Origin of the sequence: Streptomyces sp. HB132 (genome assembly GCF_016909575.1) — a bacterium.
In the GTDB taxonomy this organism is placed as follows: Bacteria; Actinomycetota; Actinomycetes; order Streptomycetales; family Streptomycetaceae; genus Streptomyces.
The window spans coordinates 310,384-325,913 of the sequence record NZ_JAFBGA010000009.1 but is presented as its reverse complement, the minus strand read 5'-3'; the positions used below and the strand labels follow the sequence as shown (position 1 = coordinate 325,913).

General features: G+C 71.1%; 13 protein-coding genes. 6 read left to right on the top strand and 7 right to left on the bottom strand.

The annotated features are described in order from the left end of the window. Positions 1–461 precede the first annotated feature (461 nt). Complete coding sequence (locus tag JOC24_RS21880; protein ID WP_205022041.1) at positions 462–911, top strand: PTS sugar transporter subunit IIA; 450 nt, start codon at positions 462–464, stop codon at positions 909–911. A gap of 76 nt (positions 912–987) precedes the next feature. Further along, complete coding sequence (gene ptsP, locus JOC24_RS21875) at positions 988–2,658, top strand: phosphoenolpyruvate--protein phosphotransferase (protein WP_205022040.1); 1,671 nt, start codon at positions 988–990, stop codon at positions 2,656–2,658. Between the two features lie 72 nt (positions 2,659–2,730). On the opposite strand, the gene JOC24_RS21870 is transcribed toward ptsP, so the two are convergent. Next, positions 2,731–3,648 carry a hypothetical protein gene (locus JOC24_RS21870; protein ID WP_205022039.1) on the bottom strand — a complete coding sequence of 306 codons (918 nt, stop codon included), beginning with the start codon at positions 3,646–3,648 and terminating at the stop codon, positions 2,731–2,733. Positions 3,649–3,726: 78 nt separating this feature from the next. Further along, positions 3,727–5,703 (bottom strand): acetoacetate--CoA ligase, encoded by a 1,977-nt coding sequence (locus JOC24_RS21865; RefSeq protein WP_205022038.1) that lies wholly within the window; start codon positions 5,701–5,703, stop codon positions 3,727–3,729. 220 nt (positions 5,704–5,923) lie between these two features. Here JOC24_RS21865 and JOC24_RS21860 point away from each other — a divergent pair, with 220 nt between their 5' ends. Further along, positions 5,924–8,293 (top strand): glycoside hydrolase family 31 protein, encoded by a 2,370-nt coding sequence (locus JOC24_RS21860; RefSeq protein WP_205022037.1) that lies wholly within the window; start codon positions 5,924–5,926, stop codon positions 8,291–8,293. Here the strand turns inward: JOC24_RS21860 and JOC24_RS21855 are convergent. Further along, the gene (locus tag JOC24_RS21855; RefSeq protein WP_205022036.1) at positions 8,284–8,781 is read right to left on the bottom strand and encodes an NUDIX domain-containing protein; all 498 of its coding nucleotides are present in this window, start codon (positions 8,779–8,781) and stop codon (positions 8,284–8,286) included. The two genes, JOC24_RS21860 and JOC24_RS21855, sit on opposite strands and share 10 nt — an antisense overlap. 60 nt (positions 8,782–8,841) lie before the next feature. On the opposite strand from JOC24_RS21855, the gene JOC24_RS21850 reads away from it, so the two are divergent. Both JOC24_RS21850 and JOC24_RS21845 read left to right on the top strand, forming a co-directional pair. Beyond that, positions 8,842–9,648 (top strand): M15 family metallopeptidase, encoded by an 807-nt coding sequence (locus JOC24_RS21850; RefSeq protein ID WP_205022035.1) that lies wholly within the window; start codon positions 8,842–8,844, stop codon positions 9,646–9,648. A gap of 117 nt (positions 9,649–9,765) precedes the next feature. Then, positions 9,766–10,137, top strand: a complete 372-nt coding sequence (locus JOC24_RS21845) for an Mpo1-like protein (protein ID WP_205022034.1) — start codon at positions 9,766–9,768, stop codon at positions 10,135–10,137. A 107-nt stretch (positions 10,138–10,244) separates the two neighbouring features. On the opposite strand, the gene JOC24_RS21840 is transcribed toward JOC24_RS21845, so the two are convergent. The 4 genes from JOC24_RS21840 to JOC24_RS21825 are packed head-to-tail and all read right to left on the bottom strand — an operon-like array spanning position 10,245 to position 14,513. Beyond that, positions 10,245–10,850 (bottom strand): GTP-binding protein, encoded by a 606-nt coding sequence (locus JOC24_RS21840; protein WP_205022033.1) that lies wholly within the window; start codon positions 10,848–10,850, stop codon positions 10,245–10,247. Beyond that, a complete protein-coding gene (locus JOC24_RS21835) occupies positions 10,831–11,268 on the bottom strand; it encodes a DUF742 domain-containing protein (protein ID WP_205022032.1) in 438 nt (145 codons plus the stop codon). Before JOC24_RS21835 ends, JOC24_RS21840 begins: the two co-directional genes overlap by 20 nt. A 9-nt stretch (positions 11,269–11,277) precedes the next feature. Further along, positions 11,278–11,721: a roadblock/LC7 domain-containing protein gene (locus JOC24_RS21830; RefSeq protein WP_205022031.1), complete on the bottom strand. Its 444-nt coding sequence runs from the start codon at positions 11,719–11,721 to the stop codon at positions 11,278–11,280. Continuing rightward, complete coding sequence (locus tag JOC24_RS21825) at positions 11,718–14,513, bottom strand: sensor histidine kinase (RefSeq protein ID WP_205022030.1); 2,796 nt, start codon at positions 14,511–14,513, stop codon at positions 11,718–11,720. The genes JOC24_RS21830 and JOC24_RS21825 overlap by 4 nt, the downstream gene beginning before the upstream one ends. A 510-nt stretch (positions 14,514–15,023) precedes the next feature. On the opposite strand from JOC24_RS21825, the gene JOC24_RS21820 reads away from it, so the two are divergent. After that, the gene (locus JOC24_RS21820) at positions 15,024–15,527 is read left to right on the top strand and encodes a hypothetical protein (RefSeq protein WP_239580771.1); all 504 of its coding nucleotides are present in this window, start codon (positions 15,024–15,026) and stop codon (positions 15,525–15,527) included. The last annotated feature ends 3 nt before the right edge of the window (positions 15,528–15,530 follow it).

Here is a 15,530-nt window from a genome sequence, read left to right as displayed (position 1 = left end):
CCCGTTTCACCGGGGCCCTCCGGGCGCTTCCCTTCGTTCTTGCGTTTCCGACTCTATCAGACTCTTTCGTGTCCGATTCCCGGCCGAAGCGGGATACTGCTTTTTCGCTTTCCAGTTCTTCGCTTTCGCGTTTCCCTTTCCGGCGAGTCCGACTCTATCAGGCCTTTTCCCATTCCCTGACCGGGGTCTCGCGAACATGCGAGAGCACAGTCAGAGTTACAGTCTGGGCTTGGGAGTCGCTGCCGATCCCGGACTCGAAGGTCGCGTTGGGGTCAGGCAGGGGTACGACAGTACAGGCCCTTGTGAGGCGAGGCAAATCGTTTCCGGTGCACCCCTAGGTCGGCCAACCGGTAGCTCTCGGGCGGAACCGGGACTTCATATGACTTACGCTGCTGATCAGTACGCCGCCCTCCGTCAGCCATGGCGGTGACATGCGGATCCCCACCCCTGGGAGGCTTTCCATGACCACAGTGACGTCCCCTCTTGACGGTCGCGCCATCGGACTCACCGCGGTTCCCGACCCCGTCTTCTCCGGAGCGATGGTCGGCCCGGGTACCGCCATCGACCCCGTGCGCGAGCCTTCCGAGGCCGTCTCACCGGTCGACGGGATCGTCGTCTCCCTCCACCCGCACGCCTTCGTCGTCGTCGACGACCAGGGACACGGAGTGCTGACGCACCTCGGGATCGACACCGTGCAACTCAACGGCGAGGGCTTCGAACTGCTCGTCAACAAGGGGGACACGGTGGCCCGCGGTCAGGGCATCGTCCGATGGGACCCCTCGGCCGTCGAAGCGGCCGGGAAGTCGGCGATCTGCCCCGTCGTGGCCCTGGAGGCCACCGCCGAGTCCCTCTCCGACGTCCGCGAGGACGGCGACGTGAAGGTCGGCGAGACGCTCTTCGGCTGGCAGTGACACCCTCGGCGCAGTGAAGAGCCAGTTGGGCATCCACCGCGGTGACGCAGTCGCCGCACAATCGGAGACGGGTGAAATGGAGACAACGCTGCGAGGCGTCGGTGTGAGCCACGGTGTGGCGATCGGCGAAGTTCGGCACATGGGCACGGCGGTGCTCGAGCCGCCGGCCAAACAGATTCCCGCGGAGGAGGCCGAGCGCGAGCAGGGGCGTGCCCGCCAGGCCGTGGAAGCTGTTGCGGCCGACCTGATTGCGCGCGGCAATCTGGCGGGGGGCGAGGCACAGCATGTGCTGGAGGCCCAGGCCATGATGGCGCAGGACCCCGAGCTCATCGCCGATGTCGAGCGTCGTATCGCGGTCGGCAGCACCGCCGAGCGCGGTGTGTACGACGCGTTCGCCGCGTACCGGGCTCTGCTGGCCAACGCCGGGGAGTACCTGGCGGGACGCGTGGCGGACCTCGACGACGTACGGAACCGCATCGTTGCGCGGCTGCTCGGCGTGCCGATGCCGGGTGTCCCGGACAGCGACGAGCCGTATGTACTGATCGCGCGTGACCTGGCTCCCGCCGACACCGCCCTGCTCGACCCGACGCTGGTGCTCGGCTTCGTCACGGAGGAGGGCGGGCCCACCAGCCACAGTGCGATCCTCGCGCGTGCGCTCGGAGTTCCGGCCGTCGTGGCTCTCCCCGGCGCGGGTGAGATCGCCGAGGGCACGGTCGTGGCGGTGGACGGCAGCACCGGTGAGATCTTCGTCGAGCCCGGTCAGGAGAAGCGGGCCGAGATGGAGAGTGCCTCGGCGGCCCGCAAGGCGGCGCTGACGGCAGTGACCGGGCCCGGAGCCACCTCCGACGGTCACAAGGTGCCGCTGCTCGCCAATGTCGGCGGTCCCGCCGACGTGCCGGCCGCCCTGGAGGCCGGTGCCGAGGGCGTGGGTCTGTTCCGTACGGAGTTCCTCTTCCTGGACGACAGCAAGCAGGCGCCGTCCGAGGAGAAGCAGATCGCCGCCTACCGCGCGGTACTGGAGGCGTTCCCCGAGGGGCGTGTCGTCGTGCGGGTGCTGGACGCCGGCGCCGACAAACCGCTGGACTTCCTGACACCGGCGGACGAGCCGAACCCCGCGCTGGGTGTGCGTGGCCTGCGCAGTCTTCTGGACCACCCCGATGTACTGCGGACTCAGCTGACGGCGCTGTCCAGGGCGTCCGAGGGTCTGCCGGTGTACCTCGAGGTCATGGCCCCGATGGTGGCCGACCGCGCCGACGCGAAGGCGTTCGCCGACGCCTGCCGTGAGGCGGGGCTGCAGGCGAAGTTCGGTGCGATGGTGGAGATTCCGTCCGCCGCGCTCCGGGCCCGCTCGATCCTGCAGGAGGTGGAGTTCCTGTCGCTGGGCACCAACGACCTGGCGCAGTACACCTTCGCGGCCGACCGTCAGGTGGGGGCCGTCTCCAGGCTGCAGGACCCGTGGCAGCCCGCGCTGCTCGACCTGGTCGCGCTCTCGGCCGAGGCCGCGAGGGCCGAGGGCAAGAGTTGTGGTGTCTGCGGTGAGGCCGCTTCGGATCCGCTGCTGGCGTGTGTGCTGACCGGTCTGGGTGTCACCTCGCTGTCGATGGGTGCGGCGTCCATCCCCTACGTGCGGGCGACGCTGGCGAAGCACACGCTCGCGCAGTGCGAGCGCGCGGCCTCCGCCGCGCGTGCGGCGGACTCGGCCGACGAGGCACGCCTCGCGGCGCAGGCGGTGCTGTCCGGCGAGTGACGCCGCCCGCTGTCAGCAGTCGGGTGTGATGGGGGTTCCCGCCGGTTCCGGCGGGAACCCCCATCGGCTTTCTCAGCGGTGGGCCTCCGGTTCGTCGGCACCGAGGTCGAACCCCGCGCAGTACTCGACGCCGGACTCCGGCGAGACGGGTTGGCCCGTGTCCGCATCGGTGCAGTAGGCGCTGAAGACCTCCCCCGCCGTGAGCGGGAGGAGGCTGCCCCGGTGCAGACGCCAGCCGTGCACCCGGTCCGGGGCGTCGGGCGTCGTGGTGCGCAGGACGACGCCTCCCCGGGTCTCCAGCGCGACACCCACGGCGAGCACGGTGGCGAACTCCGCCCCTTCCGACGACTCGAGACGGACCGGGCCGTCCGCGTCCCGGGCGGTGTGGAGGACGGCCAGAAGCTGTTCGGCCTCCGTGGGCATGCTGCACACGACGTGGTGGGTGCCCGGCCCCGCGGTGTCGAGCAGACGCGTCAGCAGATGGGACGCCCGGTCGAAGGCCGCTCCGCCGATGTCCTGCCCGCAGTCCGCACAGTCGCCGAGGCCGGCCAGGAGCATGGTGGCGTACTCCCATGTCGCGCGGCGGACGGCTCGTGAGACGAGGAGCGGGACCAGTGTGTCGATGGGTTGGCCGGTGTACGCCACGGTGGCGCCGGCAGCCGCGATCTCGGCGGTGAACCGGCTGCGGCTCGCCCGCTCGTCGGGATCGAGACCGGACTCCGTGCAGAACTCCGCGTAGTCGTCCGGGTCGAAGAGGGCGACTGTGGTGTGCATCCCCTGGGCGGCGCGTGTGCGCAGCAGGCCGTCGACCTGCCGCAGGTATTCGGTGTGGTCCTCGAAGACGAAGCTCCGGTAGTGGCGCATGGCCGCGAAGTCCTCGGAGTCGACCAGGAGCCCGACGGTGCTGGGTGCTTCGCGGCGCAGTGCGCGTCGCATGGATGGTGCGGAGCGCGTTCGGCTGCGCTTGTCGGTCTGCTTGATGTGCGCCATGAGTCCCCCTGTGCGCTGTCGATCGATGCTCACTCAGCGTAACCAGGGGGACTGACAACGGCCTGCACGGCGGTCGGATCAGCGGCGTTCGCGGCCCAGGTCCTCGTAGAAGCGGAGGAGTTCGAGGTTGTCGACCGAGCCCGGGTTGACCGCCTTCGAAAGGGCTGTTCCCTGGAGGAGACGCTTGACCGGAACCTCGATCCGCTTGCCTGTGAGGGTGTGCGGGATACCGGGGACCGCGATGACCTCATCCGGTACATGACGGGGTGAGAGGTTCTCGCGGATGGTGCGTTTGATGCCGTCGCGAAGCTCGTCGTCGAGTGTGGCGCCCTCGGCGAGGTGGACGAACAGGGGCATCCAGTAGCCGCCGTCCGGTTCCTCGAGGCCGATGACGAGGGACTCGTGGATCTCGGGGAGCCTCTCGACCGCCTCGTAGATGTCGGCGGACCCCATGCGGACACCCTGCCTGTTGAGGGTGGAGTCGGAACGGCCGTGGATGACGACCGAACCGCGGTCGGTGAGGGTGATCCAGTCCCCGTGGCGCCAGACGCCGGGGTACGTGTCGAAGTAACTGTCGTGGTAGCGGCTGCCGTCGGGGTCGTTCCAGAAGCGGACCGGCATGGAGGGCATGGGTGCTGTCACGACGAGCTCGCCGACCTCACCGGTGAGCGGCTTGCCGGCGGGGTCCCAGGACTGGAGGTCGGTGCCGAGACAGGGGGCCTGGAGTTCGCCGATGTGGACCGGCAGGGTGGGTACCGCGCCGGCGAAGCAGCTGCAGACGTCCGTGCCGCCGCTCACCGACGCGATCCACAGGTCCTCGGCGACCTCGTCGTGGAGCCAGCGGAAGCCGTCGGGCGGGAGCGGGGAGCCGGTGGTGGCGACGCACTGGACCCGGCTGAGGTCGTGGTCACGGCCCGGGTGGACGTCCGCTTTCCGGCAGGCCATCACGTAGGCGGCCGATGTGCCGAAGAGCGTCGCTCCGGTCTGTTCGGCCACACGCCACTGGGCGCTGACGTCCGGGTAGCCGGGGCTGCCGTCGTACAGTACGACGGTGGTGCCGGTGAGCAGGCCGGAGACGAGGAAGTTCCACATCATCCAGCCGGTGGAGGTGTACCAGAAGAAGCGGTCGTCGGGGCCGAGGTCGCAGTGCAGCCCGATCTGCTTGAAGTGTTCGAGGAGGATCCCCCCCTGGGACTGGACGATCGCCTTCGGAAGTCCGGTCGTGCCGGAGGAGTACAGCACCCACAGGGGGTGCTCGAAGGGAATCTGTTCGAAGACCGGCTCGATGTCGGAGGCGGTGAGTGCCGACCATTCGAGGGCGCCCTCGGGTGCGTCCGTGCCGAGGAGCGGGATGTGGACGACCGCGCGCAGCGTCGGGAGTTCGCGTCGGAGTTCGGCCACGGCAGCGGTGCGGTCGTGCTCCTTTCCGCCGTAGCGGTAGCCGTCGACCGTGAACAGGACGACGGGTTCGACCTGCTGGAAGCGGTCCAGGACACTGCGGGCGCCGAAGTCGGGGGCGCAGGAGGTCCAGACCCCGCCGACCGCGGCGGTGGCGAGGAACGCGACGACGGCCTGCGGGATGTTGGGCAGGTAGCCGCTGACCCGGTCGCCGGGCCTGACACCGAGGGCGCGTAGTTCCGCTGTCAGTGAGCCCACCTGGCGCCGGAGTTCGCTCCAGCTGACGGAGAGCTGGGTGTGGGTCTCGTCGACGTACAGCAGGGCGGGGGCGTCCGCGCGGAGCGGGTCGTCGGCCGTGCGCAGGGCGTGCTCGGCGTAGTTGAGGGTGGCGCCGGGGAACCACTGGGCGCCGGGCATCGTGCGGTTCCTGATGACGGTCTCGTACGGGGTGGAGAAGCGTACGTCGAACCAGTCGGCGACTGCCTGCCAGAAGGTGTCGAGCTCGTCGACCGACCAGCGCTGCAGGGCCGCGTAGCCGCCGTCGGCCGGCGCTCCGTGGCGCTCGGCGGCCCATCGCTGGAAGCGGGTCACGGCTGCGGCCTCGACGCGCTCGGGTCCGGGCTGCCAGAGGGGGGCTTCGCCGGCTGCTGAGGTCATGGAGGCTCCCTGGCCCTTCGGGGTGTACGCGGTGTGTGCGTGCGTCGCGCGCACCGCTGGGATGCGCGCGTTAACGGTCGTTACGGACGATGCCATGTGATCGTCCTGCGCACCAGGGTCCCCCGGCCATGGTCGTGTGTCCGACTGTGTGGCGGAGCCACAGGTGAACGGAAGCTGAACGGACCGCGTTTCCGTCACGGCGAATGGCAGGGTGGTCCGCATGGATGGTCGTGACCTGGTGCGCTCGGTGAAATCGGTTGGTTCTGTGCAGGGGATGCGGGCGGTGAGGTCGGCGTGGCGGAACCGGCGTGCGGATGCGCGGGCGCTGGCACCGCGCGGTCCCGAGCGGGCGCGTGTGCCGGGCCTCCTGGTCGGTGCGGAGCCGGAGCCGGGCGGTGGAGTGGTGCGGTTCGCCCGCTCGCAGCTCCGGATCCGGGTGGCGGCGGGCGGTGCGGTGTTCTGGTCCTGGGACGCCGCCGGGCCGCTGCCTTCGTACGCCCTTGCGGGAGCTGAGCCGGAGCCGGATCCGCGGGCGCGCCTGGAGCCGGACACGAACGGCGGCTGGATGGTGGTGTCGGAGCGGCTGACGGTCGTCGTGTCGCGGCACGGGGCGGTGGAGCTGCGTACGCCCGGCGGGGTGCTGCTGCGCCGCGAGCTGCCGCCGCGCTGGTGGGAACCGGTGGAGGGGGGCGCGGCGCGATGGGTGCAACGGTCCGAGGTACCGGCCGACGCACGCTTCTTCGGACTCGGCGGGCGCTCGGGCGGTCCGAGGCTGAGGGAGGGCACGTACCGGCTGTGGAACACCGATCCGGGCGGGCGTTTCGGTCCGGCGGACGATCCGCTGTACCTGACGATGCCGGTGCAGATGGTGGTCTCCGATGCCGGGACCCATCTGGCGTTCCACGACAACACGTGGTCGGGCGGGGTGACGCTTCGGGAGGGTGAGGAGGGTGCCGGCTCGGGGCATGACCGGCTCGGTACCTGTGAGGTGCGGATGGAGGGTGGTCCGCTCCGCTGCTGGGTGGTCGTGGGTACGCCTGCCAGGGTGCTGCGGGGATGGACGGCGCTGACGGGGGCGCCCGCGCTGCCGCCGGCGTGGGCGCTGGGGCCGCAGCACGCCCGCTGGGGGTTCGGCAGCGAGCGGGAGGTGCGGCGGGTCGTGAAGGGGTACCGGGATCGGGGGCTGCCCCTGTCCGTGCTGCATCTGGACATCGACCACTACGACGCGCATCAGGTGTTCACGGTCGATCCCGAGCGGTTCCCCGATCTTCCCGGACTGGCGAAGGAGCTGCGGGAGGAGGGCGTCCGGCTGGTGTCGATCGTCGATCCGGCGGTGCGGGCGTCTGCGGGCAACGCGGTGTTCGAGAGCGGCCTCGAGGTCGGTGCCGAGGGTGCGTTCGTCCGGGATCCACAGGGTTCTCCCGTGCTCGGTGAGGTGTGGCCGGGTGAGTGCGTCTATCCGGACTTCACCGATCCGATGGTGCGGGACTGGTGGGGCGCGCTGTACGAGGAGCGGCTGGGGCAGGGGTTCTCCGGTGTGTGGCACGACATGAACGAGCCGGTGTCGTTCTCGGCGTTCGGCGATCCGTCTCTGCCTCGGTCGTCGCGGCACGCGCTGGAGGGCCGTGGCGGGGACCACCGGGAGGCCCACAACGTGTACGCCCTGGCGATGGCGAGGGCCGGTTACGAGGGGCTGCGCCGGCTGCGGCCCGACGAGCGGCCGTTCCTGTTCTCCCGTTCGGGCTGGGCGGGGATGCAGCGGTACGGCGGGACCTGGTCCGGCGACGTGGCGACGGGGTGGCCGGGGCTGCGGGTCTCGCTGGCCCTGGTGCTGGGGCTCGGGCTCTGCGGGGTGCCGTACTCGGGGCCCGATGTCGGCGGGTTCGACGGGTCGCCGTCGCCGGAGCTTTATCTGCGCTGGTTCCAGTTGGGTGCGTACATGCCGTTGTTCCGGACGCATGCGGCCATCGGGGCGGGGCGCCGGGAGCCGTGGGAGTTCGGCCCGGAGGTCCTCGCGCGTGCCGGGGAGATCCTGGCGGAGCGGGAGCGGTTGCTGCCGTACTTCGTGACGCTTGCGCACCTGGCGCGGCTCACCGGTGCTCCGTATGTGCGGCCGGTGTGGTGGGGCGCGTCGGGGGACCGGGAGCTGCGGGACTGCGAGGACGCGTTCCTGCTGGGCGACTCGCTGCTGGTCGCTCCCGTGCTGGAGGAGGGGGCGGACCGCAGGCAGGTGCGGTTGCCGCGGGGGCGGTGGTACGACACGGCGACCGGGAAGGCGTACGAGGGGCCGGGCCAGGTGGTGGTGGACGCGCCGCTGTCACGGATTCCGGTGCTGGCCCGGGCCGGTGCGGTGATCCCGGTGCGGGGCCCGGGCGGAGGCCTGGAACTGGAGGTGTGGGCTCCGCCCGCCGGGCGCACCGGGGGCGGGCTGGTCGTGCGGGACGCGGGCGACGGGTGGGAGCGGGCCGAGGTGGAGCGCTACACGTCGCGCCTCGGTGCGGGGCGCGTGGTCGTCGAGCGGGACGGTACGCAGGAGCTGGTTCCGTATCCGGTCCGGGTGCGGGGGCGGTCGGGCCCGGCTCAGCCGTAGGCGCCGGCGAACCAGGCGCGTACGGCTCGGGTGTGCAGGGGAAAGGCGAGTTCGTCCGGGGTGCGCAGCACGTCGTATCCCGAGGTCTCGTCCGTGGGTGCGGAGGGCGGGAGTTCCGCGGCGGCTCGCGGCGGGAGCAGTCCGAAGAGGAGCAGGTGGCCGTCCGGGGAGCTGAGGGCGTCGGCGAGCCGTACGTCCGTCTCGTCCGCCCGGATGCCGGTCTCTTCGCGCAGTTCGCGGGCGACGGCGTGGCGCCAGTCCTCGGTCCGGTCGATGTAGCCGCCGGGCAGCGCCGTCCCGCCGGTGTGCGGAGGGATGGTCCGGGTGATGACGACGAGTCCGGTGCCGTGCGGTCCGGTGACCGGCAGCAGGGCGACGGCTACGGGCAGCGGGTTGCGATAGGCGGTGTGACCGCAGGCCGTACAGGTGCGCGGCCAGATGTCGGCGGCGTACGGGGTCCCGCAGCTGCCGCAGTGGGAGTCCTTCACGGGCGGACTGTATCCGATCACTCTTCTCCTGCGGCTCGGAAGCTGATAGACGGTGTGCCCATGACAGGAATTGCTCGTACTCTCCGCGCTCTGGCCGCAGCCGGCGCCGCTCTGCTCGCCGTGACCGCCGCCGCCCCGGTGGCCGCGGCCAGGCCCGAACCCAAGGCTCCGCCGGAGTTCGTCGATCTCCGTTCCGTCGATCCGACGATCCTCACGGAGATGCGCTACACCACCGCGCACAACTTCATGGGGGAGCCGGTGGACGGCTACCGGCAGCCCGTCTGCATCCTGACCCGGCCCGCCGCCCTCGCGCTGCGCACGGCCCAGCGGAGCCTCCTGCGTCAGGGGTACTCGCTCAAGGTGTACGACTGCTACCGGCCGCAGCGCGCCGTGGACCACTTCGTGCGCTGGGCGGAGGATCTCGACGACCAGGCCATGAAGGGTGAGTTCTATCCGGAGGTCGACAAGACGCGGCTGTTCGAGGACGGTTACATCGCGGAGAAATCCGGTCACAGCCGGGGCAGCACGGTCGACCTCACCCTGGTGAAGCTGCCGGCCCTGCCGACGAGGCCGTACGAGCCGGGCGAGGAACTCACCGCCTGCTCCGCGCCGCAGGACGCGCGCTTCCCCGACAACTCGGTGGACATGGGCACCGGGTACGACTGCTTCGACACGCTGTCGCACACGGACGACCCGCGGGTGCGGGGAGCACAGCGCGCCCACCGGCAGTTCCTCAAGGGGACGCTCACCGGCCTGGGGTTCGTGAACCTGGCGGAGGAGTGGTGGCACTTCACCTACAAGCCCGAACTCTTCCCGGACACCTACTTCGACTTCCCGGTGGCCAGGCGCTCCGTCGCGGGGCACTGACGGCGCGGGCACCGAACGGGCGGCCGGGGCCACCCCCGTGTGCTCCGGCCGCCCGTTCTCCCTTTCGGACGCGGAACTGCCGTGTCCGGTTGCCGGTTCGGCCGTTACGGTGCCCTCATGTCACAGCAGACGTTCGATTCGTATGAAGAGTTCTGGCCCTACTACGTGGCCATGCACTCCAGGGCGGCTACCCGGTGGGTCCACCTGACCGGCACACTGACCGGTCTGGCGGTCACCGCGTACGGTCTGGCACGGGGACGCAGGCGCTATGCCCTGGCGTTGCCCCTGATCGGATACGGCAGCGCGTGGCCGGCGCACTTCCTCATCGAGAAGAACAATCCGGCGACGTTCGGCCATCCCGCGTGGTCGCTGCGCGGCGATGTGCAGATGATCCGGATGATGCTCGCCGGACGGGACGGGGAACTGGCCGGGATCGCGGCAGAGTGGCTCGCGGAGAACCCGGCACCCCCGGGACGCGCGCAGGGTTGACGGCCCGTCACCGCGGGTGAAGACTCCTTCCACGCCCGCTGCCCCCGCACCGTACGCGCGGTCCGTACCCCGGTCGGCGGGGGTACGGGCCGCGTCACGGGCGGCCCTCAGGCCTTGGCGGGTTCGCGGAGCCGGTCGGCACGCACCATGGCGTACTCCACGACCGCGACGAGCACATCGCGGACGGACGCCCGGTCGCGTGCGTCGCAGAGCAGCACCGGCACCTCGGGGTCGAGGTCGAGTGCCGCCTGTACCGTTTCGGTGGGGAACTGCTCCGCGCCTTCGAAGAGGTTGACGGCGACCGTGAAGGGGATCCCCCGGCGTTCGAAGTAGTCGACCGCCGCGAAGCAGTCCTCCAGCCGCCGGGTGTCGGCGAGGACGACCGCGCCCAGGGCGCCCTGGGCAAGCTCGTCCCAGAGGAACCAGAAGCGGTCCTGCCCGGGGGTCCCGAACAGATAGAGGACCAGGTCCTCGCGCAGGGTGATCCGGCCGAAGTCCATGGCCACCGTGGTGGTGCTCTTGGACTCGACCCCCGCCACGTCGTCGACGGGGCGGCCCGCCTCGCTCAGCCTCTCCTCCGTGCGCAGCGGTCTGATCTCGCTGACCGCACCCACCATGGTCGTCTTGCCCACGCCGAACCCGCCTGCCACCAGGATTTTGAGGGTGACGGGCTCGACGTGCCGCTTTCTGCGGCTAGAGCGCCCGAAGGCCATTGATCACCTCGCGGAGAAGGCTCTCGTCCGGCAGCTCGGCCGGCGGAACGGGACGGGTGACGTGCACCAGTTCGTCCTCGACGAGGTCACCGACCAGGACACGGACCACCCCGACGGGGAGATCCAGCCCGGAGGCGAGTTCGGCGATCGACTGGGGCATGTCGCTGCACAGTTCGACGATCTCCACGTGCTCCGGGGAGAGCGTCTGATCCCGGCCGGGATCGTCGGCCGCAGGTTCGGGGATGACGATCGCGATCAGGTCGAGACGATGACGGGAGGCGCTGCTGGTTCGTCCGCGGGTCATCGCGTAGGGCCGGACCACCGGCCCCGCTTCGGCGTCGTACCAGCGGGAGGAGCCCGCTCCGTCGGGAGCGAACGGTGATCCGGGCGCGGTGTCCCGGACGGAGTCTGCGCTCATCCCCCCGCCTCACCCTCCGGCGGGCAGACCGGTGGTACGGGGGGCATTGGCCAGGTGCGCCCCCACGCGCTTGACCATCAGGGTCATCTCGTACGCCACCTGCCCGACGTCCGAGTCGGAGTCGGCCAGGACGGCGAGGCAGCTGCCGTCACCGGCCGCCGTGACGAACAGGAAGGCCTCGTCGAGCTCGACCACCGTCTGCCGGACCCGGCCGGCGTCGAAGTGCCGGCCCACGCCCTTGGCGAGGCTGTGGAAACCGGAGGCCACGGCTGCCAGGTGTTCGCTGTCCTCGCGCGTCAGGTCCTGGGACGTGCCCGTCGCGAGGCCGTCGCTGGAGAGCACCAGCGCCTTCCGGATGCTCGCGACACGCTCGACCAGTTCGTCGAGGAGCCAATTGAGTTCGCCCGATCCCTGGCGTGTGGTGTTGTGTGCTGCGGCGTTCGGTGCGGTCATCGACCGTCCCCTCCCGGAGTGGTTCCTGGTGCTGTCTCGCCGGGGCCGGTCCCGTCCTCGGCGTTCTGCCGACGGCCGCGCTGCCAGCCACGTTGAAGCGAAGCCATGCGATTGCGTACTTCGTCCGCGTCACGTTCGAGGTCGTCGTCGGTGGCGGCGGGGGCGTGCCCGGAAGGCCGCCCTGCGGATTCCTCCCGGAGCTGTGGGGCGAGGCTGGCCTGCCGGACCCTGCGCGGGAGGCCGCCCACGGTGTCCGGAGTGGTCGGCCGGGATCCGGGTCGCACCGGGGCCTCAGCTGCCGGGGAACTGCCGGGGCCGGACTCCGCGGTGGCCGTCTCGGAGCCGCCTGCGGACGCGAGGCGGTCGGGTGTGCCGGGACGGGAACGGCCGCCGTCCCCGATCCGTCGGCCGTGCTCGGCGACGAGGGTCGGCGTCTTGCGGCGCGGCAGCGGGACGGGCCCCGCGGGGCGCATCGGCCGGACGTCCGCGGAGCGGCCGTCCGACGCGTCGAAGGCCTGCTGGTGCTGCTCCCGGTCGTCCTGCCTGCGCAGATCGCGGGCTCGGAAGATGCCGCCGCGCTCGCTCTCGGTGTCCTCGAGGTCGGACACGCCGTCGAGGACGGGGCCGAGCGCCGGATCGAGCTCCCGGTCGAGTGCCGGGTCGGTGAACCCGAGTGTGCCCACCGGGCCTTCGAGTTCGACGGGTCCGTCGAGCACGGACGGGTCGGTGAGGCCCGTCGGCACCGGGGCGAGCCCGGGCGGCCTGCCCGGGATACCGGCGTCCGCCGCCCCGTCCCTGCGGGCCTTGGCGCTGTCGGGCGTGTCCCTGCCCGGCCGGCCGCCGCCGATCGCCTTCTCGGCCCGGCGGTCGAGGCGGAAGCCGGTGCCGTGGGTCTCGGGGGCGTCGGTGAGCAGCTGCGCCGGGATGAAGACGACCGCGGTCGTCCCTCCGTACGGTGAGGTCTGCAGGGACACCCTGACGTTCTGCCGCTGGGCGAGCCGGCTGACGACGAAGAGGCCGAGCCGGTCGGTGTCGGAGAGCTCGAAGTCGGGCGTCTCGGCGAGCCTCAGGTTCGCGTCCAGGAGGACTTCCGGCACCATGCCGAGGCCACGGTCGTGGATCTCCAGGGTGAAGCCGTTGGCCACGCGTTCGCCGTGCACCTGGACCGCGGTGTGCGGGGGCGAGAACACCGTGGCGTTCTCGAGCAGTTCCGCGATCAGGTGGGTGAGGTCCGCGACGGCCGGGCCGCCCACGCCGATGCGGGGCAGACGCCGGACCTCGATCCGCTCGTAGTCCTCCACCTCCGCCACCGCCGCCCGCACCACGTCCATCAGCTGGATCGGCTTGCGCCACTGCCGGGACGGGGCCGCTCCGGAGAGAATCACGAGGCCCTCCGCGTGGCGGCGCATGCGGGTGGTGAGGTGGTCGAGGCGGAAGAGGTCGGCCAGTTCGTCGCTGTTCTCCGTACGCCGCTCCATGGTGTCCAGGAGCGTCAGCTGGCGGTGCAGGAGCACCTGGTTGCGGCGTGCGAGGTTGACGAAGACCTCGGAGACGCCGCGCCGCATGTCCGCCTGCTTGACGGCGGCCTCGACGGCGGCCCGTTGAAGGGTGTTGAGCGCCTGCCCGACCTGGCCTATCTCGTCGCGCTCGTAGCTGAGGTGGGGCGCCTCGGTCTCCACGTCGACCTGCTCGCCCGCGGCCAGTCGGCGCATCACGCTCGGCAGCCGGACCCCGGACACCTCGTGTGCGTCCTTGCGCAGCCGGGAGAGGTCGCGGACGAGTTCGCGTCCCACGCGTACGGAGACGAAGACGGACACCAGCAGGGCGGCGAAGCCCAGGACGCCGGCGACGCCCGCGCGGATCAGCACGCGGTAGCCGGCGGGTTCCGCGCGGTCCTGGAAGCGGTTGGCCATCTCGGTGCCGTCGTTGGCCAGGTGTTCCAGGACGGGCGGGGCCACTTCCTCCCAGCGCGCGGCGTCGACGGTGCCCGGCTTCGTGATGGGCCCGGCGGCGATGAGCTTCTGCTCGGCCGTGCGGAGGGGCTCGGTGTCGGGGCTGCGCCAGAACTGCTCCATGCGCCCGCGCTCGCTCCCCGGCAGGAGCTCGAGGTTGACCTCGTACAGGAGCGTGCGCCTGGCGGCGAGGTCGGAGACGACGCGGAGTTCGGGGGCGCCGAGTCGTCCCGCGATGAGGCCCGAAGCGATCAGGGCGTCCTCACGCGAGAGCATCTCGCGGGCCCGGGAGATGCCGACGAGGGCCCGGACCTGCTTGTCCATCGATACGTTCTCCATCGTGTGGAGACCGTTCAGGAAGCGGTAGCAGGGGTCGACGAGACCGTTGTAGAAGTCGAGGGCCCTGGTCCGGTCGACGGTCCGCTTCTCGACGGAGGCACGCAGTGCGTCCAGGCCGTCGACCTCGCTGAGGATGGAGTCGAGCAGGGCCTCCGACTCCGGGCTGAGCCTGTCCCGGATGTCCTTGCTCTTCGCGCTCTGCCTGACGTCGGCCACGACCCGGTCGGTCGCGGCGCGCTGGCGGCGCAGGAGGGGAAGGGCGTCCGATGCCCGGGGGTCGGCGAGGAAGACGAGTGTCTGACGGCGTTCGCCCTGGACGGCGCGGATCGTGTCTTCCAGCGGATGGCCGACCTGCTCCACGATGGCGCTCGCGCCCATCAGCTCGGTGGCTTCACGGCCGGTGACGTAGGTGGCGAACACCCAAAGGCCCGTAAGTGAGGCGAGCGGCACCAGGAGCAACGCCACGATCTTCCTGCGGATGGACTTCCCGCGAAAGCGCATGGCCTCCCCCAGCTCGGCCCCGCACCGCGGGGTGATTGTGCCGGCGTTCCCGGTCGTTCCGGTTGCCCGGCCTTCCTGATCGTTCGGGTGTCCGGGCGGCGGTCCGAGGGCGTCGGCCGGACTTCCGTCAACAAACGGCGCGAGCCTACTACTGACCCACCGGTAACTCGAAGACATGTCCGGACTGTTTCCGGCCGCCCCGCCTTGAGTTGCTCACCAGTTGTCCGGGTATTCCCGGCGAAGAAGTTCGCGAAAGCGACAGAGATCCCCTGGCCGACCACGAGGTATTCTCACAGGGCAGTTGGCTGGAACTTGACGTTCCGTGACCTTTCGGGGCCGGTTGGGGCCCTCGGACGGGAATCTTCGTGACCTGGCGTTCGTCCAGACGTACGGGGCAGAAGAACCTCGCGGGGTATGTGCGACAGGCGGGCGGCTCCGTTCGCGTAGAACGGCGGCCGGCCGGGCAGCCATGCCACCCTGGGGTCGGACAGTGGTGGGGAGTTGAGGTTCTTGGACACGGATGAGCGCCGGGGCGCGGCGTCGTCGTCGCCCGCCGGTGCGTCGACGGCGGGCACACGGGCGGCCGGTCCTTCACCGGAAGGCGCGTCGGCCGCGGGCGCCCGGATTCCGCGGCAGCTGTGGGTGGAGGAACCCACGACACGGCGGCGGATGCCTGACCCGGTGCGGACGGCCGCCGTGCGCGCGGTGATCATCATGTCGCTCACCATCATTCAGGCCGTGGTGGCCTTCCTGTGCACGCTGGCCGGTTCCTGGCTCGCCTTCCCGATGGTGCTGGGCGGGGTGGCGGGCACGGTGGTGGCGACGTGGTCGGTGCTGGACGTCTGGGTGACCCGGCAGGTGTGGAACCAGCGCCATGGCGTGGTGTCCGTGCCGAGCAGCACGGCACGCCGCATGCGGCGTGAGCGGCGGGTGGCCAGGCGTGCCGCCCGGTCCCGGGCACGGGGGGAATCCCGGATACGACGCCGGAGCGAAGGCCGGCTCTCGCGGGCCTGAGCG